21 protein-coding genes and 1 other RNA gene are annotated in these 22,834 nt (G+C 37.4%); 14 read left to right on the top strand and 8 right to left on the bottom strand.

The features are described from left to right. Positions 1-208 precede the first annotated feature (208 nt). The 4 genes from ABD676_RS06825 to ABD676_RS06810 all read left to right on the top strand — a co-directional run bounded on the left by ABD676_RS06825 (position 209) and on the right by ABD676_RS06810 (position 4,255). Positions 209-1,516: an O-acetylhomoserine aminocarboxypropyltransferase/cysteine synthase family protein gene (locus ABD676_RS06825; RefSeq protein WP_344673849.1), complete on the top strand. Its 1,308-nt coding sequence runs from the start codon at positions 209-211 to the stop codon at positions 1,514-1,516. A 45-nt stretch (positions 1,517-1,561) separates the two neighbouring features. Then, positions 1,562-2,626: a homoserine O-acetyltransferase family protein gene (locus ABD676_RS06820; protein WP_344673848.1), complete on the top strand. Its 1,065-nt coding sequence runs from the start codon at positions 1,562-1,564 to the stop codon at positions 2,624-2,626. Beyond that, positions 2,619-3,800 (top strand): homoserine dehydrogenase, encoded by a 1,182-nt coding sequence (locus ABD676_RS06815; RefSeq protein ID WP_344673847.1) that lies wholly within the window; start codon positions 2,619-2,621, stop codon positions 3,798-3,800. Before ABD676_RS06820 ends, ABD676_RS06815 begins: the two co-directional genes overlap by 8 nt. 272 nt (positions 3,801-4,072) lie before the next feature. Then, entirely contained in the window at positions 4,073-4,255 is a 183-nt protein-coding gene (locus tag ABD676_RS06810) for a hypothetical protein (RefSeq protein WP_344673846.1), read from the top strand. 56 nt (positions 4,256-4,311) lie between these two features. Here ABD676_RS06810 and ABD676_RS06805 read toward each other — a convergent pair whose 3' ends face one another. Further along, a complete protein-coding gene (locus ABD676_RS06805; RefSeq protein ID WP_344673845.1) occupies positions 4,312-5,703 on the bottom strand; it encodes a sigma-54-dependent transcriptional regulator in 1,392 nt (463 codons plus the stop codon). Positions 5,704-5,751: 48 nt separating this feature from the next. Continuing rightward, an RNA gene (gene rnpB, locus ABD676_RS06800) (RNase P RNA component class A) lies at positions 5,752-6,131 on the bottom strand. A 200-nt stretch (positions 6,132-6,331) separates the two neighbouring features. On the opposite strand from rnpB, the gene ABD676_RS06795 reads away from it, so the two are divergent. The 6 genes from ABD676_RS06795 (at position 6,332) to ABD676_RS06770 (ending at position 12,179) form a co-directional block, all read left to right on the top strand. After that, positions 6,332-6,733, top strand: coding sequence for a hypothetical protein (locus ABD676_RS06795; protein ID WP_344673844.1), 402 nt, complete (start codon positions 6,332-6,334; stop codon positions 6,731-6,733). Between the two features lie 393 nt (positions 6,734-7,126). After that, positions 7,127-7,780, top strand: a complete 654-nt coding sequence (locus ABD676_RS06790) for a hydrolase (protein ID WP_344673843.1) — start codon at positions 7,127-7,129, stop codon at positions 7,778-7,780. A gap of 48 nt (positions 7,781-7,828) precedes the next feature. Beyond that, positions 7,829-9,130: an alginate export family protein gene (locus tag ABD676_RS06785; RefSeq protein WP_344673842.1), complete on the top strand. Its 1,302-nt coding sequence runs from the start codon at positions 7,829-7,831 to the stop codon at positions 9,128-9,130. Positions 9,131-9,148: 18 nt separating this feature from the next. Beyond that, positions 9,149-11,065: an amidohydrolase gene (locus tag ABD676_RS06780; RefSeq protein ID WP_344673841.1), complete on the top strand. Its 1,917-nt coding sequence runs from the start codon at positions 9,149-9,151 to the stop codon at positions 11,063-11,065. A gap of 11 nt (positions 11,066-11,076) precedes the next feature. Beyond that, positions 11,077-11,499 (top strand): DoxX family protein, encoded by a 423-nt coding sequence (locus ABD676_RS06775; protein WP_344673840.1) that lies wholly within the window; start codon positions 11,077-11,079, stop codon positions 11,497-11,499. A gap of 2 nt (positions 11,500-11,501) precedes the next feature. Further along, positions 11,502-12,179: a YoaK family protein gene (locus ABD676_RS06770; protein ID WP_344673839.1), complete on the top strand. Its 678-nt coding sequence runs from the start codon at positions 11,502-11,504 to the stop codon at positions 12,177-12,179. An 87-nt stretch (positions 12,180-12,266) separates the two neighbouring features. Here the strand turns inward: ABD676_RS06770 and ABD676_RS06765 are convergent, their stop codons facing one another. The 3 genes from ABD676_RS06765 to ABD676_RS06755 are packed head-to-tail and all read right to left on the bottom strand — an operon-like array spanning position 12,267 to position 14,187. Further along, entirely contained in the window at positions 12,267-12,614 is a 348-nt protein-coding gene (locus ABD676_RS06765) for a cupin domain-containing protein (protein WP_344673838.1), read from the bottom strand. A gap of 1 nt (position 12,615) precedes the next feature. After that, positions 12,616-13,230 (bottom strand): alpha/beta hydrolase, encoded by a 615-nt coding sequence (locus tag ABD676_RS06760; RefSeq protein WP_344673837.1) that lies wholly within the window; start codon positions 13,228-13,230, stop codon positions 12,616-12,618. Between the two features lie 21 nt (positions 13,231-13,251). Further along, entirely contained in the window at positions 13,252-14,187 is a 936-nt protein-coding gene (locus ABD676_RS06755) for a ring-cleaving dioxygenase (protein ID WP_344673836.1), read from the bottom strand. A 278-nt stretch (positions 14,188-14,465) separates the two neighbouring features. Here ABD676_RS06755 and ABD676_RS06750 point away from each other — a divergent pair, with 278 nt between their 5' ends. The 3 genes from ABD676_RS06750 to ABD676_RS06740 are packed head-to-tail and all read left to right on the top strand — an operon-like array spanning position 14,466 to position 17,091. Further along, complete coding sequence (locus ABD676_RS06750) at positions 14,466-15,125, top strand: phosphatase PAP2 family protein (RefSeq protein WP_344673835.1); 660 nt, start codon at positions 14,466-14,468, stop codon at positions 15,123-15,125. Positions 15,126-15,128: 3 nt separating this feature from the next. Next, positions 15,129-15,509 carry a GtrA family protein gene (locus ABD676_RS06745; RefSeq protein ID WP_344673834.1) on the top strand — a complete coding sequence of 127 codons (381 nt, stop codon included), beginning with the start codon at positions 15,129-15,131 and terminating at the stop codon, positions 15,507-15,509. A 4-nt stretch (positions 15,510-15,513) separates the two neighbouring features. Continuing rightward, positions 15,514-17,091, top strand: a complete 1,578-nt coding sequence (locus ABD676_RS06740; RefSeq protein ID WP_344673833.1) for an ArnT family glycosyltransferase — start codon at positions 15,514-15,516, stop codon at positions 17,089-17,091. A gap of 10 nt (positions 17,092-17,101) precedes the next feature. On the opposite strand, the gene ABD676_RS06735 is transcribed toward ABD676_RS06740, so the two are convergent. Genes ABD676_RS06735 through argS form a run of 3 tightly spaced genes read right to left on the bottom strand, consistent with a single transcriptional unit; the run spans position 17,102 to position 21,155 of the window. Continuing rightward, positions 17,102-18,298, bottom strand: a complete 1,197-nt coding sequence (locus ABD676_RS06735; RefSeq protein ID WP_344673832.1) for a BaiN/RdsA family NAD(P)/FAD-dependent oxidoreductase — start codon at positions 18,296-18,298, stop codon at positions 17,102-17,104. Then, entirely contained in the window at positions 18,298-19,371 is a 1,074-nt protein-coding gene (locus ABD676_RS06730; protein ID WP_344673831.1) for a Gfo/Idh/MocA family protein, read from the bottom strand. Before ABD676_RS06730 ends, ABD676_RS06735 begins: the two co-directional genes overlap by 1 nt. Positions 19,372-19,373: 2 nt before the next feature. Continuing rightward, positions 19,374-21,155: an arginine--tRNA ligase gene (gene argS, locus ABD676_RS06725; RefSeq protein ID WP_344673830.1), complete on the bottom strand. Its 1,782-nt coding sequence runs from the start codon at positions 21,153-21,155 to the stop codon at positions 19,374-19,376. A 109-nt stretch (positions 21,156-21,264) separates the two neighbouring features. Between argS and ABD676_RS06720 the strand changes: the two genes are divergently transcribed. Continuing rightward, a complete protein-coding gene (locus ABD676_RS06720; protein ID WP_344673829.1) occupies positions 21,265-22,656 on the top strand; it encodes an arginine decarboxylase in 1,392 nt (463 codons plus the stop codon). Positions 22,657-22,834: the final 178 nt, after the last annotated feature.

The following is a 22,834-nucleotide window of genomic DNA, read 5'->3' as shown; positions in this document are numbered from 1 at the left end:
GTCGCAAAGCCGACGGTAAGAAACACAAATTCCCTTATTTGCTTAGCAGTCTGTCAAGCGCGAATGCGTTAGTCGTCCTCATGTATCAGACCTTCCCTAAACATAGGCCTGGGAAAACAGTATACATCAGCAATCAAGACGACCTCCCTCAAAGACAGAAAAGGCTAGCAAAACAATTCATTTTATCACATTAAAAATTACACATATCATGTCAGAAAATAAAAACCTAAAATTCGAAACACTACAAGTTCATGCTGGACAAGAAGTAGACCCTACTACTGGTTCAAGAGCATTACCATTATATCAGACTACTTCTTATGTTTTCGACAATGCGGAACATGGTGCCAACCTTTTTGCCTTAAAGCAATTTGGAAACATCTATACACGTATCATGAACCCGACAACAGATGCATTTGAAAAACGCATTGCAGCTCTAGAAGGTGGTGTTGCAGCATTGGCGGTATCTTCAGGTCAAGCAGCTCAATTCATTGCATTGACAAACATTTTGGAATCTGGAGAGAACTTTGTGGCTGGATCTAATCTTTATGGTGGTACCTATAATCAATTCAAGGTTTCTTTCAAGCGATTGGGTATTGAAGCTCGTTTCGCAGAAGATTCTGATGCCGATAAAATTGAAGCATTAATCGACGATAAAACCAAAGCAATCTATGTTGAAACTATTGGTAACCCAAGTTATAACATTCCTGATTTTGAAAAGATTGCTGCAGTTGCCAAAAAACATGATCTTCCATTGATCGTTGACAATACATTTGGTGCAGGCGGTTACTTATTCAAACCTTTAGAGCACGGAGCGAACATCGTGGTTGAATCTGCTACTAAATGGATCGGTGGTCATGGAACAAGCATTGGTGGAGTAATCGTTGATGGTGGAAATTACAACTGGGGCAATGGTAAGTTCAAGCAATTCTCAGAGCCTTCTGAGGGTTATCATGGACTAGTATTCTCGGATGTATTTGGTGAGAATGGTCCTTTTGGAAATATACAATTTATTATTCGTGCTCGTGTAGAAGGCTTACGTGACTTTGGTCCTGCCATTTCACCATTCAATTCATGGTTATTGGTTCAAGGTTTAGAAACTCTGTCCCTACGCGTTCAACGTCATGTGGATAATGCTTTAGAAATAGCTCAATGGTTAGATGCTCATCCGCAAGTGGAAAAAGTAAGCTATCCAGGATTGAAAAATCACCCATACCACCAGAATGCACAGAAATACCTGAAAAACGGTTATGGTGCAGTATTATCATTCACCGTGAAAGGTGGCGTGGAAAAAGCAAATGAGTTCATTGATTCTTTAGAATTGATCAGCCATTTAGCCAATGTTGGTGATGCAAAGACATTAATTATTCACCCAGCAGCTACGACGCATCAACAATTAAGTGATGCGGATCAAAAGAAAGCAGGAGTTTACCCAGGTCAGTTGCGTTTGTCTGTAGGTATTGAACATATCGATGATATTAAAGCTGATTTGGAACAAGCATTTGAAAAGATTAAATAGGGTTTTCCCTATTTGATCTTTTTAGGTCAGCATAATATAGAACGGATGAGTTTACAAGTTTATGAATATGGTCAGGAATTCCCATTGGAGAGTGGGAAGAAATTACCAAGTCTGCAGATTGCTTACCATAGTTATGGTCGCTTGAATGAAGACAAATCGAATGTCATTTGGGTATGTCATGCCCTAACTGCCAATTCGGATGTTTTCGATTGGTGGCCAGGTCTATTTGGTGAGGATGAATTCTTTAATGATAAAGATTATTTCATTGTATGCGCCAATGTATTGGGTTCACATTACGGAACAACAAATCCATTAACAACGAATCCAGAAACAGGTGAACCTTATTATTTAGATTTTCCGCAAGTAACCATTCGCGATATGGTTCAAGCGCATCAGTTATTAGCAAATCATTTAGGTATTCAAGAAATCAATACGCTTATCGGTGGATCGTTAGGTGGTCAACAGGTTTTAGAATGGGCAGCTTCAAAATTGATTAAAATCAACAACCTCATAGCCATCGGCACGAATGCCTTCTTTTCCCCATGGGGAATAGCCTTTAATGAAAGCCAACGTTTGGCATTGGCAGCAGATCCTACCTTCTTTGAGCGGAAGTTAGATGCTGGTCAAAATGGTTTGAAGGCTGCACGTAGCATGGCTCTCCTATCCTACCGGACCTATAATGCTTATGGTGTAACTCAAGTGGAATCAGATCACGATAAAACAGATTCCTATAAAGCTTCTTCTTATCAAGCCTATCAAGGGGATAAATTGGTGAAACGCTTCAATGCCTTAAGTTATTACTACTTAACAAAGGCTATGGACAGTCACCATTTGGGACGAAATAGAGGCGCTGTAGAAGAGGTTCTGCACAGCATTGAGGGTATTAACACTTTGGTGGTAGGAATCCCTTCAGATGTCCTATTTCCGCCGCAAGAGCAAGAGTTTATTGCCAAGAATATTCCGAATGCAGAATATTATGAATTGCATTCCTTTTTTGGTCATGATGGTTTCCTCATAGAGACCAAAACCTTAACACAAGTAATTAGCAACTTCTTAGAAAAAAATAATAGCAAAGCAGATCAATTAAATTTAATACAAGAAAATGAGTAAAAAACTGACCATCGGAATGTTTGGATTTGGCGTGGTGGGACAAGGGTTATACGATATCATCAAGACAAAGAATCTTAACTTAGAAATCAAGAAATTCGTCATCAAGAATGCCGATAAAAAAAGAACATTAGCTGCAGAATTGTTCACGACAGATGCTAATGCAATTTTAGATGACCCAGAGATCAATACTGTTGTAGAATTAATTGATGATGCAGACGCAGCATTTGAGATCACAAAACGTGCTTTATCTTCTGGCAAAAATGTCGTATCAGCAAACAAAAAAATGATTGCTACACATTTGGAAGAATTGACAGAAATTCAACAACAACATGGTACTTCCTTATTGTATGAGGGTGCTGTATGCGGTAGTATTCCTATCATCCGAAATTTAGAAGAGTATTACGACAATGAGCTATTACATTCTGTAAGCGGAATTTTCAATGGTTCATCTAATTATATTTTATCCAAGATTTTCAATGAGAATCAAAGTTATGATTCAGCATTGAAAAAAGCACAAGAATTAGGATTCGCAGAAACTGACCCTACTTTAGATGTTGGTGGTTATGACCCTAAATTCAAATTAGCCATTGTAGCATCTCATGCTTATGGACTATATATTGATCCAAATCAGATATTGAACTTAGGAATTGACACCTTAGGCAATGCCGATATCCGTTATGCTCGTGAGAAGAATTATAAAATTAAATTAATTCCATTAGCAAAGGAGATCTCAAATAATCAGGTCGTATTGTATGTATTGCCAAAATTCATCAGCAATAACAGTATTCTTTATAATGTAGAGAATGAGAACAATGGTGTTCTTGTCAAGGCAGCCTTTGCAGATGAGCAATTCTTTTATGGTAAAGGAGCAGGTGGTCACCCTACTGGATCAGCGGTATTGTCTGACATTGCAGCATTACGTTATGACTATAAATACGAATACAAAAAGCATCTTGATGCGCAGGAATTAAGCTACTCTACAGATTACGAATTGAAAGTTTATTTGCGTTATGAAGATGAAGATGTATTAGAAAATGTTGAATTCATCAATATCTCTGAACGTTTTTATAGCGATGACCATAAATATGTAATTGGAACAATTAATCTTCAGGAAATTATTGATAAACGAGACTTGATTCATCAAAAAGGTAATTTCTTAGCAGAGATTTTATAACCTAGCGTAAAAATTTTTACAATAAACTCGTATAATTTATGAAAAGAGCATGATCTTCGGGTCAATGCTCTTTTTTTTGTTCATCAATTTATATGGCCAAACACCTATTCTACACAAAATTGGGTTAATGATTAATAATTTTAGAGAAAATACTGACCAAATCTGCCGTCTTCGTAATGTTTAAGTCAATAAACAAAAATAATTACCCAAAAAACAAGCTTGTGGTATAATTTTAGTATATTGTTAGTATAAACTTATAAAAACTAAATATCATGAGAAAGTGGAGTATACTCGTATTGCTCCAAGTATTTTCCTTAGCCGTATTAGCTCAGGAGAACCACACAGGAGAGATGGATGAAACATCACCTACAGTTTTTGTGGTGATAGGCGTAATATTGTTGATTGTGGTGATCTATATACTTTATAGTCGTCAAAAGAGAAGATATAACGATTAATATCCTTAAAGATTATTAAAACAAAAGGCCTCCCAATGGAGGCCTTTTCGCGTATTTTATTCTTGGTCACGTTTAAGACCGTATTTTTCTATTTTGCTATAAAGATGGCTTCTTTGAATATCCAAATCATCAGCGGTTTTAGAGACATTCCAGTTATTCTTCTCTAATTTATATTTGATGAATTCACATTCTGAATAATCTTTGAAGTCTTGGAAAGAAGTAAATTGTTCCATATCAAAGTCCTTTGCATTGGATGAGTTTCCTGCAAGGCTAGTAGCTTGAGTTACTGGTCCACCTGGGTTGGCAAAGGTATTGACATCATCTTCGGTGATTTTCTTATCACATAAGATAATCAAACGCTCGATCATGTTTCTTAGCTCGCGGATATTACCAGTCCATGGCAAAGCTTGTAATGCCTTCATGGCATCTGGGGTAAAAGCTTTAACAGGCATGCTGTAATCCGCACAGATTTCCTCACAGAAAGAAGTTGCCAAGGTTGGGATATCATCCTTACGTTCAGCAAGCGAAGGAACATGAATCAAGATCACACTTAAACGGTGGTATAAGTCCATACGGAAATTACCATCTTCAATTTCTTTTAATAGATCTTTATTTGTCGCTGCAATTACACGAACATTAACATCGATTTCCTTTTCTCCACCAACACGGGTAATTTTATTTTCTTGCAATGCACGCAATACTTTTGCTTGAGCAGAAAGGCTCATATCCCCGATCTCATCTAAGAATAATGTTCCATTATTTGCTTGCTCAAATTTTCCGATCCGTTGTTTTACAGCGGAAGTAAATGACCCTTTCTCATGTCCAAACAATTCAGACTCGATCAATTCCGATGGAATCGCCGCACAGTTCACTTCTACCAATTGAGAAGAAGACCTAGTAGATTTCTCATGCAACCAACGAGCAACAAGTTCCTTACCGGCACCATTGGCTCCAGTAATCAAAACACGTGCTTCCGTTGGAGCAACTTTATCTATAGTATCCTTTATCAGGCTAATACCAGAAGAACTACCTAAGATCTCTTTAGTTTTCGAGAATTTGCGTTTTAAAACTTTTGTTTCTTTTACAAGCGATCCTTTTTCCAGGGCGTTTCTTACCGTAATAAGAAGACGGTTAAGGTCCAAAGGTTTTTCCAAGAAGTCGAAAGCACCCTTGCGGGCAGCTTCTACAGCAGTTTCAATAGTTCCGTGACCAGAAATCATGATAAATGGGATATCGGAAAACTCCTTAGCGGTAGTTAGAACCTCCATTCCATCCATCTTGTTCATCTTGATATCACAAAGAACAAGATCAATTTTCTCCTTTTTAAGGATTTTTAATCCATCTTCTCCGTTATCAACATCAAATACTTTGTAGTCTTCATATTCTAATATATCGCGAAGAGAGCTTCGGATAGGTCTTTCATCGTCGATGATTAATACAGTTGTCATATAAGCTTTTCCTATTATTAGGCGGCAATAAGTTAACAAATAAAGTAAAAAGAAGCAAACCTTATAAGCCGGGTTCTGTCCCCTCTTGCGAGGTGTTCTATCATTTATCTAGGATTACATTCACACATAATCTCCATCAACCTACCCATTGTAAGCGCCCGAAGGCAGAGAACGAGCAGCTCTCGACTCTTACAACCTATTTGGTCTTTCAACACACGAGGTTTACCGAAATGCATGTCACCATACAAATCCGTGAGCTCTTACCTCACGTTTTCACCCTTACCATCAAGATGGCGGTATATTCTCTGTGGCACTTGCTGTCTACCCTAAAGGGCATCCTTCCCGTTAGGAAGCGTGTTGCTCTATGTTGCCCGGACTTTCCTCTTTTTCCCCAGAAACGGAGAAACAGCGATAGAATCAGTTTGCTTCAAGGCGCAAAAGTACAAAAAAAACCTATTGTTTTCGCGATTACGAAAGATTATATCGTTTGCAATCAAGCACTTGAATATTTTTTAATATTTCTATTAAATAGCTGTAGCGGCGGGTGTAATATTTTCGTATTAGGATAAACATTTATGCGCAACTTGTTTGATTTAATTTTTTAAAACTAATTTTTAAATATAATTACATGAAAACTAAAATTTACTTAAAAACAGCTTTAGCTATTGCATTATTAGTTGTTTCCGCGTCTTGTAAAGACAAAAATAAAAACGAAGTTAAACCAAAAGCAAGCAGTGTTACATACAGAATCAGTTCACCTACGGCAAATATCGCTTTAACTTCCCTAATCGTTACAGATTCTAAAGGTAAAGATTCAACCATTACCAAAGACTTAAACAAATTACCTAAATCTGTGACCATTATCCGTAAAGCGCCTAAAAAAGGTGAAACTTTGAGCATCAAAACCAAAGTTGATAAACCAGCGTCCGTTCGTTTAGAAATCTTAATCAATGGTAAAGTCGTTAAAGATTCTAAAGCAATTGAAATCAAAGACATCAAAAACGAAGCTAAAACAAATCACAAACTTTAATAACTATACACCATTAGAATGACAAGATAATATTTTAGAACAACCGATCTTATCCAGTAAAGGATCATGGCCTTCCCTAGTGCTATGGTCCTTTTTTAATTTTCCAAAACATTTCATTCTGTTATTTAAGCAATAAATAATTTTAATATTTGATTTCTTCCTGACTAAAGAGATTTACTTTTTTAACCAAAACCTGTCATAAATAACACTATTCAAGTAAAAAAGATTAAAAAAGACTAAAGTTTTAACAAAAACTCTTGATTTATTAACATAAATCAATTTTCACTAAACTTTAAGTACATAGATTTGTTGTGTAGATAAATGTTTAGACATTTACTTACATAGCATGCTTACTTAACAACAAATTCTATTTACTAAAAAAAATTAAAACTCATGACAGCGAAAACTCCAACCCCAGCAGCAAGTCTTTTAACTCCAGACAACCATGCTTTAGTGCTAATCGATCATGAAGGTCAAATGGCCTTCGCTACGAATTCTATTCCTATGATGCAACTACGTGCTCACGTAGCTATTTTAGCAGGTGGATCAAAAATTTTCAATGTTCCAACTATCGTAACGACCGTAGCAGAAGAAACTTTTTCAGGTCCAGTATTCCCAGAAATCGAAGAGGTTTACCCACAAGCGAGCCATAACTATATTGATCGTACAACCATGAATACTTGGGAAGATCAAAATGCTTATGACGCTATACAAGCTACAGGTAAAAAACGTATTGTTTTAGCAGGTCTATGGACTAGTGTATGTATTGCCATGCCAGCCTTATCAGCAATTGGTGAAGGATTTGAGGTTTATGTTGTAACTGATGCCTGTGGAGACATTACTGCAGAAGCACACAACATGGCTGTCCAACGTATGGTTCAAGCAGGAGCAATTCCTATTACTTCAGTACAATACGTATTAGAATTACAACGTGACTGGGCTAGATCAGAAACTTATGATCCAGTAAACGAACTTATCAAAAGAAGTGGTGGTTCTTATGGATTAGGTGTTCACTATGCAAAACATATGTTGCATAAAGAGCATTAATAAATAAAGACATCATTTATAATTGGTCATATTCTTTTATCACATTACATGAAAAATCACACTATCCTTCTTTTACTGAGCTTACCTTTCCTATTGGTTTCTTACAGTGCCTTGGCACAAGATAGCCTTGCAAATGGACAATCAACAAATCCTTGGAAAGTAAAAACTGCTGGAGAAGTACGTGTGCAGTACTTTCATTATGACCATAGAGAATGGGTTAAAGGAGATTCTCAGGATTTTCTATTAACCCGTTTTCTATTAAATGGAAAACTTAACTACACCAACAAACACAGCTTATTTGTAGAATTACAAAGCGGACTAGCAAATGGTTTAAATGAACCAACTTCACCTGTTGAAGAAAACATCCTGGATCTTCATCAAGCCTATATAAGCAGTACTTTATTAAAGACTCATAAATCACAATTGGAATTGAAATTGGGACGTCAAGAATTAAGTTATGGATCACAACGGTTAATCTCCGTTAGAGAAGGTCCTAATAACAGGCATTCATTTGATGCAGCAAAAATCAAATTCAGTAAAGAGCATTTCAGTATAGATGCATTTGCAGGAACTTATGTACAAGCAAAAAAAGGCTTCTTTAATGACCCGTTCCTAGATGACAGCCAGACCATTTGGTCTCTTTATGCTGTTCAAAAAGCAATTCCCATTATTCACAATGCTGATCTATATTACATTGGGATTCATCGTGACAAGGAGGATTTTGATCGAAACTTTCACAAGACCAACAAACACATGCTTGGATTAAGAATATGGAAAGACGATGGCGCTTTTCAATATGACTTTGAAGCCGTAGGTCAGATGGGTAAAACAGATGAAGAAAAGGACATTCAAGGCTCTACCGTATCAGCAAACTTAAGCTATCAATGGCAAGATGCCCCATTGAAACCCACTGTTGGTATCAAAGCCCAATACATAAGTGGTGACCACGATTCTACCGATAATAAACTAAACACCTTTGATCCAGTATATCCTAAGGGTGCCTATTTTGGATTAAACTCAGAGCTTGGTCCAAGAAACTTAACAAATTATCACCTCTACACAGGTATTCAAGCAAGTAAAAAATTGAGTTTATCCTTAGAATATATGCAATTCTGGAGAAGCAGTTTACAAGATGGTATCTATGCAGTAAGTAATCAAGTTATTGTTCCAGCAAGTCAAATCGAGGCTTCAAGCATTGGAAGCCAATGGCAATTTATTCCTGAATACCAGATAAATGAGAAGTTATACATCCGGTCGGATCTGACATATTTTACTGCCGGAGCATTTCTAAAGGAAGCAGGAAGAAGGAATTACTTTTCCGCATCAGGCACCATTCAATATAAGTTTTAATATCAAAAAGACACAATCATGAAAGCAGACATTATTTTTTACAACGGAAAGATCAACACCCTAGATCCCGAAAACCCTCAAGCTACTGCTGTAGCGATAAAGGATGGAAAATTTATTGCCGTAGCTGACGATAAGACCGTCATGCAACATGTTGAAGATAAAACTAAAGTCGTTGATTTGCATGGAAAAACTACAATCCCTGGAATTAATGACTCACATACGCACTTAATCCGCGGTGGATTGAATTATAACCTGGAATTACGTTGGGATGGTGTACCATCATTAGCCGATGCGCTTCGCATGCTTAAGGAACAAGTTGATCGTACTCCTCATCCACAATGGGTACGAGTAGTTGGAGGATGGACTGAACAACAATTTGCTGAACGTAGAATGCCAACTTTAGAAGAGATTAATGCCATCGCTCCTGATACTCCTGTCTTTATCCTACACTTATATGACCGTGCTTTAATGAATGGAGCAGCTTTACGTGCAGTTGGATACGACAAAAACACACCGAATCCTCCAGGTGGTGAAATTCAAAAGGATGAACAAGGAAATCCTACAGGATTAATCCTTGCTACACCAAATGCAACCATATTGTATGCTACTTTAGGTAAAGGTCCTAAACTTAGTTATGAGGAAGCATTGAACTCCACCAAGCATTTTATGCGTGAATTGAATCGCTTCGGAATTACCAGTGTAATTGATGCTGGAGGAGGTTCTCAAAACTACCCTGATGATTATAAGGTAATCGATGAATTACATAAAAACGATGAATTAACCGTACGTGTTGCCTACAACTTATTCACTCAAAAACCGAAAGAAGAATATGAAGATTTCAATGAATGGATCAAAGAAGTTGAATTGTTCCAAGGTGATGACATGTACAGACACAATGGTGCAGGAGAAATGTTGGTTTATTCAGCTGCTGACTTTGAAGATTTCCTTCAACCAAGACCTGATCTTCCAGAGACCATGGAACAGGAACTAGAGAAAGTTGTCCAATTATTAGTAAAAAACCGTTGGCCATTCCGTTTACACGCTACATACAATGAAAGTATCACCCGCTTTTTAAATGTATTTGAAAAAGTAAATAAAGAGATCCCATTTGATGGTTTACATTGGATTTTTGACCATGCTGAAACTATTGATGAGCGAAATATTGAGCGAGTTAAAGCATTAGGTGGTGGTATTGCAATTCAACATAGAATGGCATATCAAGGAGAATATTTTGTAGATCGTTACGGAGCTAAGGCTGCAGAACACACACCACCGGTGAAGAAAATCTTGCAAATGGATGTTCCTGTAGGTGGTGGTACTGATGCTACACGTGTAGCGAGTTACAATCCATGGATAGGAATCTATTGGTTATCAACAGGAAAAACAGTTGGTGGCGAGCGTATTTATTCAGACGAAACCATATTAGATCGCCAAACCGTATTAGGATTATATACCAAAGGAAGTTCATGGTTCTCTAATGAACAAGGTAAAAAAGGTGAAATAAAGGTAGGTCAATTAGCGGATCTTACCGTATTAGATCGTGATTATTTTAAGGTTGATCAAGAGGAAATCAAACAAATCGAAGCTGATTTAACTGTTGTCAATGGAAAAATCGTATATGCTAAAGGTGATTTCTCCAACGAATCCCCTGCCCCACTTCCTATTCTTCCAGATTGGTCACCAACCAAATCATACAATGGTTATTACCCAGGATCAAACAATTTAAGCTTAGGTGAATCTGTTCAGGGTAAAAATGGAAAAGATATGGCAAAAGCAAGAGCAATGGCTCAAGCACAAAACCAATTCATCCACGCATGTATTGGTAGCTGTAATGTGCATGGCCATAACCATAACGTAGCACGTTTAAGTAATATTCCAGTAACGAATTACACATCTTTCTGGGGAACTTTAGGTTGTTCTTGTTTCTCCTTTTAATTTAAAATACAGTGAACGATTTATTAATTTTTGTCTTGTATTCTGACTTGGGTTCTAACTTTAATAATTGGGTCATGTTTGGCTTCCGCATATTATTATTGGTAGAACTCATCCGAGTACACGGATTTAAAAAGCTCGAAGGAGATCACGATACGCCGAATCCACTTGGATTACCACAAAAGCTCAATAACTTTATCTCTGCATTAGCGATGGCCTATTTACCATTCTTTTTGTTAGCAGGTTTATTTACGCGCATATTGGTAATACCAGCATTAATGGTCACAACAATTGGCTATTTTGTTATCCATAGAAAAGATGATTTGGCCACTCGAGATATCCCTTATATGTACAGCATCAGTCTACTACTTTTACTATTATTAGGACCAGGTACCATATCCATGGACCATTGGATGTTCAATCAATTAATCAAATAAAAATGGAAAACAACAGCCTGAAAACACTTTCCAATTTCCTACTGGTTTTTGTTGCTGGATTTGCGGATACAGCAACATTTACGGCAGGGAATGAGGTCTTCTCCGCACACGTAACGGGTAACTTTGTAGTCTTTGGCTATAAATTAATGAACAATCCTCAATTAGCAGATTTTAAAATATTGCTTACATTTCCTGTTTTTGTGTTAGCCGTATACCTTACTGGAGTATTGAACAACAAATTAAAAGACGAACGTAAGCTTTATTTACTAATGAGCTTAATTCTACTGATTGCCTCGGCTTTGGCTTATTTCAACTATGCTGATGACAACCAAAAGAGCATATTCAATTTTTCGGTTGTACTGATAATTGTGTTTGCTATGGGTATTCAAAATGCAGTGAATAAACTCTATGACAAATCGACCTTTGGTCCTACTACGGTAATGACTGGAAATGTCACTAAAGCAACACTTGATTTCTGTAATGCCTATTTAAGCGGTGACAAAGCAGAAGAAAAGAAAGTAAGTTTTAAAAGGGTACTAGTCTTAATCTCTGGTTTCCTTATAGGCTGTACACTTGGCGCATTACTAGCTGGAAAATACGGCCTATCCGTATTGATTGTTCCTGCTGTATTGGTGTTCTTATATTATAGCTTTGTTTTCCCAAAACATCAGGAAGCTTAATAATTGTAAGTCCTACTACTCAGACTACATAAAAAAGACGAGTCATGATAATTTATTATGACTCGTCTTTTTTATGAAAGCTTCTAATTACACCGTAATAAACAAACTAAATCGCCATTCTTCCTTAAGGTTTCTAGTTTTATGACCTTTTCCTTCAGTATCCTCTAATAGCAAGATCTGTCCAGGAAAAAACACCCGTTTATCACCTAAGGATGTTTCTATTTCAATCTCGCCATCCAACAGAACAACATACTGTTTTTGCGGGGCAGTATGAAAGTCATAATCATAACTTGGCTTTACCTTTCTAAAAATAACTTGTTTCACAGGCACACCTTCCGACAGAAAACCAATATCCCCTTGGTCAACCAAGGGGATATGTACATCTTCAAAAAAGGTATCGCCATGTTCATCTGCATAAACTCGTACGATCTCCATATTATTTAAATATCAAATGATTTACTTCATTAATTTCATCTTGTGAAATAGTATGCCCCATATTAGGGTAAATTTTTTCCACCACCTCGGCTCCCATTTCTTTCAAAACTGTTGTACTTTCTTGCACACGTTCTACAGGAACATGAAAATCTGGATCAGAGGTACCAATGAAAATAGGAGTACCATCAAATTGACCATTATAATTTTCAGTATATACCTGATCACCTATCAATCCACCGGTGAAAGCAGCAGCACCACCATATTTATTTGCATTGCGGGCAAGGTACTCCAAAGTCAAACAAGCTCCTTGTGAGAATCCCAAGAAATAAATATTCTCTTTTGTAATACCTAAAGATTCAGCTTGCTCAACAGCTTTACCAACAAGATCAATAGCTGAGTCTAAGTAAGGCTGATTACTTGCAACAGGCGCAATAAATGAGTTCGGATACCAAGTATTATTAGTAGCCTCAGGACCCAATAACAAATAATCTGAAACGGGTAAATATTGTGCAAGAGACATGATGTCTCTTGCACTTCCACCTCTACCGTGGATCATAATTAATGCCTTTTTTGGATTGCTGGTATTACCAGCTTGGATAATATTTTCTGTATGCATATTCTTCCTCCTAATCAGTTTTTATTTTAATTCTGGTAATACTTTTTCGATCTCGCTACGATGTCCTTCATATTGTTTTGGTAATTTCAAGGATTGACCCAATTCTGCTAGTGGTTCATCCACATCAAAACCTGGGTTTTCAGTAGCGATTTCAAACAATACGCCTCCTGGTTCACGGAAATACAACGAGTGGAAGTAATCCCTATCAATTTGTGGCGTAATTTGTAATCCAGCACTCATGATCGCTTCACGCAATTCCATTTGATCCGCATCATTTTTCACACGGAAAGCAATGTGGTGATTAGTACCAGCTGTGTTATGACCACGTTTTGCTGTTGGATCTACCAAGATATCGATGATATTTGCTGTATCGATGGTTGAAGTAGCAAAACGATAGCGATCGCCTTCTTGTGCTACTTGAGAATAGCCTAAAAGATCTGTCAATACACGAGCAGTAGGCTCCAATTCATTTAAAGTCAATGTTGTGTTATGAAAACCTTTTGTAGCAACATCTTTTCCAACTTCCTCTGTAGACCAACCGATACGGTTATCAACAGTTTTTGGAACTACTAAAGATAAACTCAATCCATCAGGATCTAAGAATGGATGGTATATTTCACCAAAGCGCTCTACAGCTTCACCAACTAAAACATTGTCATTTGCAAATCTCTCTTTCCAGAAATCTAAGCTTCCTTCAGGAACAGCATAAGCAATTTCAGTTGCCATACCAGCACCATTTCTACCTTTTCCTATTCCTTCCCAAGGAAAGAACGTCAAGATGGTACCTGCATTTCCTTTTTCATCACCATAATAAAAATGGTATGTTCCAGGATCATCAAAATTTACTGTTTTTTTAACCATACGAAGACCTAAAGTCTTGGTGTAAAAATCGTAGTTGCGTTGTGCTAAATTTGCAATCGCTGTGATGTGGTGTAAACCTAATACTTTATTTTCCATAATATATTCCTCTCTTTTTATACAATTAAAAAATCTATTTGTTTAATTAACTTATACAAAGGTGCACATACATTTAAGCCTATACATTGATGTATGATAAGAAGTGATTATTAAATTTTTTAATCATTAAAACCAGGTTTATACAACATCATAAGACAACAAACCCTAAATCATCAAGAACATAACATAAACATAACATTTACAGCCATTAAGCTAACATTTACCTAATACTGAAATGATAATTTTATCCCAAATCAGGTTCTTCAATATTTAGCCTAATGGAACGATTAAAAAAACTGTATCAATTAAACAGTACATTTTTCAACTGTATTATATGTTGGTTGCTTGTTATAAGTATATTGGTTTGTTGCTTACCACGAATACAAGCATTTCAACTCATCAATTCACAGCATAGCCTGGCAGCAGATTATTTCTTCACCATTATCACCCAATTTGGCGATGGTATTTTTGTGATTGCCCTAGCCTTTTTGCTTTTCTTTGTTAGCTCTCGCAGATTAGGTGTAGCTATTGCGGTGACTTATATTGGTTCTGGTCTTATCAGTTCATTACTCAAACGTACCTTTATGGCATTCAGACCTGCCTATTACTTAAAAGATGACCCAGACTTCCATAGTGTTTCTTGGTTAAAACTAGCACACCACAATGCCTTTCCTTCTGGACATACCACCTCCGCTTTTGCTTTAGCTTGTGCGATAGCCATTTTTGCAAAGAATAAAACGTGGGGTTTAATAGCCTTTCCTCTAGCTGCATTAACAGCTTATTCCAGGGTATACCTTGGTCAACATTTTATTGATGATGTATGGTTTGGATCTATGCTTGGCACTAGCTTTACTTGCCTATATGCTTTAACCCTGCAATTTACTGCAGAGAAAAAACTATCCTCTGCTTCTTTTATTCCACCTTCCTTTAAACTCTAAACTATGTGGAAACTGTTCTGGAGTATGTTCAAGTTCGGCATGGTAGGACTTGTAGGAATGGCCATTGATTTTGGACTAACTTGGATCTGTAAGGAAAAATTAAAAATTAATAAATATGTTGCTAATGGTGTTGGATTTTCCTTTGCCGTAGTAAATAATTATTTCCTAAATCGGATATGGACCTTTTCTAATAAGAATCCACAGATCTTGAATCAATTTATGCAGTTTCTGTTGGTGAGTCTGATAGGACTCAGCCTTAACACTTTGGTATTATACCTGGTCCACAAAAAATTAAATGTAAAATTTTATTTCAGTAAACTCATTGCCATAGGCATCGTTTTTATCTGGAATTATTTTGCAAACCTATACTTTACCTTCCAATAAGGATATGGAATTTAGAATCAAATTGAGGTGGCTTATTCTGATAAGCACCATCATACGCTGTATTTTCGCAATATTAATAGAATTAGGCAACGATGAAGTTTATTACTACACCTACGCCTTACAACCCGATTGGAATCATTTCGACCATCCTCCTTTAACTGGCCAATTAATTCGATTCTTCACCTTAAACTTACATTGGCTCAACACCTTTTCCATGCGGTTGGGACCTATCGTATTAGCAGCCTCCAACACTTGGTTAATAGCAGTCATACTCCGACAAATTTTAAATGAAAGAGCCGCATTTATAGCCGCCATTATTTACACCGCATCCATATACTCATCGGTCATATCCGGAATTTTCATCTTACCCGATGTACTGGCAAATACCTTTTGGTTAGGCAGTTTATATTTTATGTTGTGCAGCATTAAAGAAAGTAGAAATGCACATCAAAATTGGCAGCTATTAGCTATAGGTCTCTGCATCGGTATTGCTGGTATGAGTAAAATTCACGCTATTGTATTATGGCCTGGATTCTTAGCCTATTGCTTATTTCTACAACCTCAATTATTGAAAAAAGCAAGCTTATACTTAAGCGTCCTAATCACCTTAATCATGTTATCTCCAATATGGATTTGGAATCAAGAATACGATTTTATCACTTGGAAATTCCATAGTCAACGTGTAAGCCTATTCCATGCAGGACTACAACCTCATTTCTTCCTTCAGGCTTTTCTAGGTCAGATCTTTTATAATAATCCACTCTTAGTATTTCTCTACGTCAGCATTGGGATCTATCTATTTAAATCCGGCAGAGCTATTTTCAACAATTATAGACGCGAAATCTGTTTGCTGCTATTCTGCGGATTACCTATCATTTTGATTGCTACTTTTCTTTCCTTATTTAAGCAAGTCCTACCACATTGGTCAGGTTCAGGATTCTTCTCCTTTATGTTGATCAGTGCTATTACTATCGACCAAGGATTAACCCAAGCAACTGTTCCCAAAATCCGTAAACTCTTTAATTCGGTTCTCAATTTTACTTTTATCATTATGATTTTAGCCGTTCTAGTTATTTGGTTTTATCCAGGGAACTTTTTCGCTATTGATCATGATAAGGAATTAGGGAAAGCCGATGTCACTTTAGATATGATAGGTTGGCGAGAGTTTGGAGAGGAGTTTGCGAATCTTCGTCAGCAGGATATTCAACAGAAAATCATGGCTAATAATTCTGCTATTCTTGTACATAAATGGTTTCCAGCAGGGCATATATTATTTTATGTTGCCAGACCACTAGATATTCCTGTCATTGGCTCAGGTCGTATAACCGATCTCCATAAATTTGCTTGGTTAAACCATATGCAACCAGAAATAAAGGTCAATGAAAATGCCTATTTTATTGCACCATCCAATAGTTATGTCGATCCAAAAAGCATATATCAAGAAGATTTTAAAGAAATCAAATTGGTAAAGACATTAGAGCAAAAAAGATCAGGAAAGGTTATTCGCAAATGGTATATCTATCACCTTTTAAAGGCGACACATCCCATCGGAAGGAAAGCAATTAAGGATTATACAGAGTAGGAAATTCGATTTATAAATCTTGAGCAATGGCATAGCCTGCTGCCCATGCCCATTGGAAGTTATAGCCACCGAGCCAACCTGTAATGTCTACGGCTTCACCGCCAAAATAAAGGCCTGGAATACCTTTTACTTCTAGGGTCTTTGGGTTCAGTGCCTCAGTAGATAGTCCTCCTCGCATCACCTCTGCCTTATCATAACCCTTATCTCCTGCAGGTTTAACTTTGAACTTATGAATGGTATCAACAATCAATTTAGCATCTACTTTGCTGAGGGACGCTATTTTTAAGTCTAGCGGCAAGAACTTTCCAAAAGCCTCGACCGTTTTCTTTGTAAAATAGTCATTCAATACTTGACTAACCATTCTTCTACCACCTGTATTACGCTCCTGCTTGATGATTTCTTCCAATTTAAACTTAGGAAGCAAATCAATATGAAAAGTTTCACCAGGACGCCAATAAGATGAAATCTGCAATATCGCAGGACCACTCAATCCCCAGTGGGTAAATAGAATGTTCTCCTCAAAGGAAATCTTATCGTTGTAGACACGAGAGAAAATAGAATTTCCAGCTAAAGAAGCATACCAATCAGCATCCTTCCCTGTAATTGTCAAAGGAACTAAAGCAGGTGCCGTGGGGATAATAGGCAAATCATATTTCTTCGCGATTCGTAAGGCAAAATCAGAAGCTCCTAATTTAGCCACTGGTAATCCACCTGAAGCAAAAACGACTTTTGGAGCATGTAAGGTTTCTCTTTTACCTTGCTTATTGACCACAAGCTCAAAACCAGCTTCCAGTTTTGTTACATCCAAGACTTCCGTATTCAACCAAATATCTTGATGTGTATCATACAGTAAATTGGTAAATGTAGCAACAATATCCTTAGCCTTATTGCTGATGGGAAACAGTTGACCTAAGGTCTTCTCCTGCCCTTTTATCTGCCCAAAATTCTCAAAGAACTGAACCGTATCCTCTACGGTCCATTGATTGAAAACAGCATTCAAGAATTTGGGATTCTCCGAAACGAAGTTTTCCGTATCGGTATAGAGATTCGTATAATTACAGCGACCACCACCAGAAATCAAAATCTTAGCGCCAGGCTTATCATTGCGCTCCAAAACTAAGGTCTTCTTACCTAAAAGTCCAGCTTGCGCAGCACACATGAGTCCGCAGGCACCTCCACCTATAATGATCGCATCGTAGTTTTTCATTAGGAAATCAATTCTCCGGCTAAGGAAACAACTTGTTGTTCTGCCCAAGATTGTTCTGCCAATTCCAAAATTCGAATGACATCTCTAGCTTGTTCAGGTTTAATAAACAATTCCTTTTCCCCACGAATAGCAGCAACGATATTTTTATAGAAATCTTCGCCTGAACCAAGTTCAGAAGGAATGCGTTCTTCGACATCATTCCCAGATTCCGTAATGGACAAAGTGCCATAGATGGAAGGATCTTCTCCACCCCAATTCGCAATATCAGCAGGTTTTTTACCAGCACGAAGCAAAGTTTCTTGCGGATCCACTCCCCACTTCACAAAAGTACCATTTGTACCATATAGGGCGAATCGAGCTGTAGGTATTTTAGCCAACATCTGTCCCTTCAAAGAAACTTTTACTTGTGGATAAGATAAAATAAATTCAAAGTCATCAACCGCCATTGCACCATCACGTTGAACACGCAAATCGGCATACACCGCTGTTGGGTGACCAAAGATCTGTAAAGCCTGATCGATTAAATGTGCTCCCAAATCATAGTGAATACCTGAACCCGGAAGATTTTCCTCTCGCCAAGCTCCTGGCCTCAGGAAATTACGGAAGCGATCAAATCGAGCTTCATAATTGGTCAACCTTCCTAAACGGCCTGAAGAGATTAACTTCTTGACCGTCTTATAATCGGAATGATAACGCGCATTATGATGAACCGACAGCAATAATCCCTTCTTTTTTGCCAAAGCAATCAACTCATCAGCTTCCGAAGAATAATTTGTAAAAGGCTTCTCCACCACGACATGTTTTTCTGCTAACAAAGCAGCTTTCGCAAAACTGTAGTGCACATCATTAGAGGTTGCAACAACGACTAAATCTACCTCGGGATCTTCAAAAATCTCCTCAGCAGACAAGACAGCAATTGCTGAAGGATATCGCTCCTTCAACATTTCTTGTTGTTCAGCCTTGCGTGCCGTAACTTTATACAATTCCATATCAGGGTTCTCCGCAATGAATGGCGCATGGAATACATGCCCACCAATGGAAAACCCAATTAGGCCAACTTTAATTTTATCCATAATTACATACGTTCAGGAACCTGAATTCCTAATAGATTCATGCTCTTCGCAATAATCCTTACTGCTGATGCTGACAATTGCAAACGAAATGCCTTTGCCGTTTCATCCTCAGCTTTCAGGATGCTTTCTTCATGATAGAATTTGTTATACAACTTCGCTACTTCATACGCAAAATTCGCCAACTGCGCCGGACTGAATTCTTTTGCTGAAGCCTCAATAATTTGAGGGAAGCTTGCCAATGCCTGAATTAAATCGCGTTCATAACTGGAAATGCTCTCAGGTGTCACAGTTTGCCCTTCCTGAAAATTTCCTTTACGTAATACTGATTTAATACGTGCATGGGTATATTGTATGAATGGCCCGGTATGACCTTGGAAGTCTACAGTCTCATTCGGATCAAATAATAAACGTTTTTTAGGGTCAACTTTCAATAGGAAATATTTCAAAGCACCCATTCCAATTGTTTCGTAAAGCTCGTTTTTCTCCTCTTCGCCTAATCCTTCCGTTTTTCCAAGCTCCTCCGTACGTGTCTTAGCTGTATCAAACATCTCCTTCATCAAATCATCCGCATCGACAACTGTACCCTCTCTCGATTTCATCTTACCTGTCGGTAAATCAACCATACCGTAGGATAAATGGTATAAACCATTAGCCCATGATTTACCTAATTTCTTTAATATTAAGAACAACACTTTAAAGTGGTAGTCCTGCTCATTTCCTACGACATAAATAGACTCATCCATTTTAAACTCATCGTATTTCAATTGAGCTGTACCAAGGTCTTGCGTAATATAAACCGAAGTTCCGTCTCCACGTAAAACCAATTTTTGGTCTAATCCTTCATCCGTAAGGTCAATCCAAACTGAATTATCTTCCTTCTTGAAGAAAACACCACTTTCTAATCCTTCTTGAATAATATCTTTACCCAACAAATAGGTGTCGGACTCATAATAGAATTTATCGAAGTCTACCCCCATCTTTTGATAGGTTTGGTCAAATCCAGCATACACCCATGCATTCATGGTTTTCCAAAGTTGAATAACTTCTTCATCTCCGGCTTCCCATTTCTGCAACATGGCCTGAGCTTCTTTAATTAAAGGCGCATTTTTCTTTGCCTCTTCTTCAGCTTGCCCTTCTGCTCTTAAAGCGTCAATTTCTTGTTTATATGCCTTATCGAAAACCACGTAATATTTACCAACCAGGTGATCCCCTTTTAAGCCTGTTGACTCAGGCGTTTCACCATTACCGAAACGCTGCCATGCCAACATGGACTTACAAATATGGATTCCACGGTCATTCACCAAATTGGCTTTAACCACATCATAACCATAGGCCTTTAAGATCTCCGCTACGGAATAACCCAATAGGTTATTTCTAACGTGGCCTAAGTGTAAAGGTTTGTTGGTATTTGGAGAAGAATATTCCACCATCAATCGTTTTCCATTTGCAGGAAAAACACCGAAACTATCATTCGCGATTTCCGAATTCAACAAGTTAATCCAATAGGCATCGGAGAAACTCAAGTTCAGGAATCCCTTAATCACATTAAATGCTGAAATTTCTGCAATCTGCTCTTGTAGATAAGCACCGATTTCTGATCCTGTTACTTCAGGCGATTTCTTCGAATATCGCGTAACTGGAAATACAACAAGGGTCAGTTGTCCTTCAAACTCCTTACGAGTTTCTTGAAGGGCTAATTGCGATGCCTCAATTGTGGAATTGTAAAGCACATTTACTGCTTCAACAGTCTTTTCAATAAGCAGTTCTTGGATTGATTTTGCCATGTAAATATTTCGTAATATTCTTAACCTTCTGATAATGAATTTAAAAAATAACGCTTAGATTATTCATGTATTCAGTATGAAAGCATATCTTTGCCAAAAATAACAAAAAATGCAGAGCTATCAGGAATTTCTTGACTTAAGTGTTGGATTTCCGCAAGACGGATTCGAAATTATCGAAGACGAATTGTACTTCCACGATTTGAATTTGATGGAAATGATAGAAACGTATGGTACGCCATTACGTTTTACTTATCTACCTATTATTAGTAAAAAGATCCAGCAAGCGAAGATTTTATTTCAAACAGCCATGTTGAAATACAATTACCGCGGGACCTATAAGTACTGCTATTGTACGAAATCATCGCATTTCAAGCATATCGTAGAGGAAGCCTTAAAGAACGACATCCACTTAGAAACTTCATCGGCATTTGATATGCCTATGATCGATGCTTTAGAGCGCCAGGGCAAGGTCACAAAGGATATTACCGTCATTTGTAATGGTTTCAAAACTTACCAATACAAACAGTATATCGTGGATATGCTTCATGATGGATTCCATAATATTATCCCCGTTTTGGATAACAAAGAGGAGTTCAATATGTATGACGATGAAATCGAATTAACCGAGCCATGTAACTTAGGTATTCGTATCGCTGCTGAGGAACAACCAGACTCACAATTCTATACTTCTCGTTTGGGAATACGTATGGAAGACGTCATTGATTTCTACAACAGTAAGATCGCTGAAAACCCATATTTCAAAGTGAAGTTGTTGCACTTCTTCATTAACTCTGGTATCTCAGATACCCCATATTACTGGAATGAGTTGGAAAAATATGTTACATTATACTGTAAATTCAAAAAAATCAATCCAGATTTAGATACCTTGGATATTGGTGGTGGAATGCCATTTAAAGATTCCTTAGTACATGATTTTGATTACGAATATATGGTGAATGAAATCGTGAACCGCATCAAGCAAATCTGTGCGCACCACGAGGTTGTAGAACCAGATATTATTACCGAATTCGGTAAATATACAGTTGCAGAAGCTTCTGGTATACTATATAAAGTATTGGGTCGTAAGCAACAAAATGATCGTGAGAAATGGTTAATGTTGGATGGATCGTTCATCACTAACCTACCGGATGTTTGGGCGTTAAACCAAAAATACATTTTATTGCCAATCAATAACTGGGATTCGGAATACGAACGTGTTAACTTAGGTGGTATTACTTGCGATGGTCAAGATTACTACAACCAAGAGGCGCATATGAACTCTGTATTCATGCCGAAAACACGTAAAGTTCAATACCTAGGTTTCTTCCACACAGGAGCTTACCAAGAGGTATTAAGTGGATATGGTGGAATTCACCACTGTCTGTTGCCGTCGCCTAAACATGTGTTGATTCGTAGAAACAGAGACGAGACTTTTAACTATGAAGTGTTTGGTGAAGAACAAAATTCCAAACAAGTAATGAAACTATTGGGCTATCAATAGAAAAACATAATAATGCAAAAAAAAGCGATGCTTCCAATTGGAAGCATCGCTTTTTTATATTAAACATTTTTTTAAGGTTAATATAGAATGGGATTTTCTAGGTTCTGATCTGCAAAATAATACGCCTTAGTGGCATCCTGTATCGCTTTAAAAATCTAATAAATCGGATTTACAAATA

Source organism: Sphingobacterium kyonggiense (assembly GCF_039536825.1).
In the GTDB taxonomy this organism is placed as follows: domain Bacteria; phylum Bacteroidota; class Bacteroidia; order Sphingobacteriales; family Sphingobacteriaceae; genus Sphingobacterium; species Sphingobacterium kyonggiense.
Note: the sequence above shows the minus strand (reverse complement) of the source record. Positions and strands in the feature narration are given on the sequence as shown.

Coding starts and splice junctions, on each gene's coding strand:
- ABD676_RS06755 (WP_344673836.1), bottom strand. CDS start 14,187: ATGGAAAATAAAGTATTAGGTTTACACCACATCACAGCGATTGCAAAT.
- ABD676_RS06750 (WP_344673835.1), top strand. CDS start 14,466: ATGGAACGATTAAAAAAACTGTATCAATTAAACAGTACATTTTTCAAC.
- ABD676_RS06745 (WP_344673834.1), top strand. CDS start 15,129: ATGTGGAAACTGTTCTGGAGTATGTTCAAGTTCGGCATGGTAGGACTT.
- ABD676_RS06805 (WP_344673845.1), bottom strand. CDS start 5,703: ATGACAACTGTATTAATCATCGACGATGAAAGACCTATCCGAAGCTCT.
- ABD676_RS06825 (WP_344673849.1), top strand. CDS start 209: ATGTCAGAAAATAAAAACCTAAAATTCGAAACACTACAAGTTCATGCT.
- ABD676_RS06765 (WP_344673838.1), bottom strand. CDS start 12,614: ATGGAGATCGTACGAGTTTATGCAGATGAACATGGCGATACCTTTTTT.
- ABD676_RS06760 (WP_344673837.1), bottom strand. CDS start 13,230: ATGCATACAGAAAATATTATCCAAGCTGGTAATACCAGCAATCCAAAA.
- ABD676_RS06740 (WP_344673833.1), top strand. CDS start 15,514: ATGGAATTTAGAATCAAATTGAGGTGGCTTATTCTGATAAGCACCATC.
- ABD676_RS06790 (WP_344673843.1), top strand. CDS start 7,127: ATGACAGCGAAAACTCCAACCCCAGCAGCAAGTCTTTTAACTCCAGAC.
- ABD676_RS06785 (WP_344673842.1), top strand. CDS start 7,829: ATGAAAAATCACACTATCCTTCTTTTACTGAGCTTACCTTTCCTATTG.
- ABD676_RS06780 (WP_344673841.1), top strand. CDS start 9,149: ATGAAAGCAGACATTATTTTTTACAACGGAAAGATCAACACCCTAGAT.
- ABD676_RS06720 (WP_344673829.1), top strand. CDS start 21,265: ATGCAGAGCTATCAGGAATTTCTTGACTTAAGTGTTGGATTTCCGCAA.
- ABD676_RS06770 (WP_344673839.1), top strand. CDS start 11,502: ATGGAAAACAACAGCCTGAAAACACTTTCCAATTTCCTACTGGTTTTT.
- ABD676_RS06820 (WP_344673848.1), top strand. CDS start 1,562: ATGAGTTTACAAGTTTATGAATATGGTCAGGAATTCCCATTGGAGAGT.
- ABD676_RS06730 (WP_344673831.1), bottom strand. CDS start 19,371: ATGGATAAAATTAAAGTTGGCCTAATTGGGTTTTCCATTGGTGGGCAT.
- ABD676_RS06735 (WP_344673832.1), bottom strand. CDS start 18,298: ATGAAAAACTACGATGCGATCATTATAGGTGGAGGTGCCTGCGGACTC.
- ABD676_RS06795 (WP_344673844.1), top strand. CDS start 6,332: ATGAAAACTAAAATTTACTTAAAAACAGCTTTAGCTATTGCATTATTA.
- argS (WP_344673830.1), bottom strand. CDS start 21,155: ATGGCAAAATCAATCCAAGAACTGCTTATTGAAAAGACTGTTGAAGCA.
- ABD676_RS06810 (WP_344673846.1), top strand. CDS start 4,073: ATGAGAAAGTGGAGTATACTCGTATTGCTCCAAGTATTTTCCTTAGCC.
- ABD676_RS06815 (WP_344673847.1), top strand. CDS start 2,619: ATGAGTAAAAAACTGACCATCGGAATGTTTGGATTTGGCGTGGTGGGA.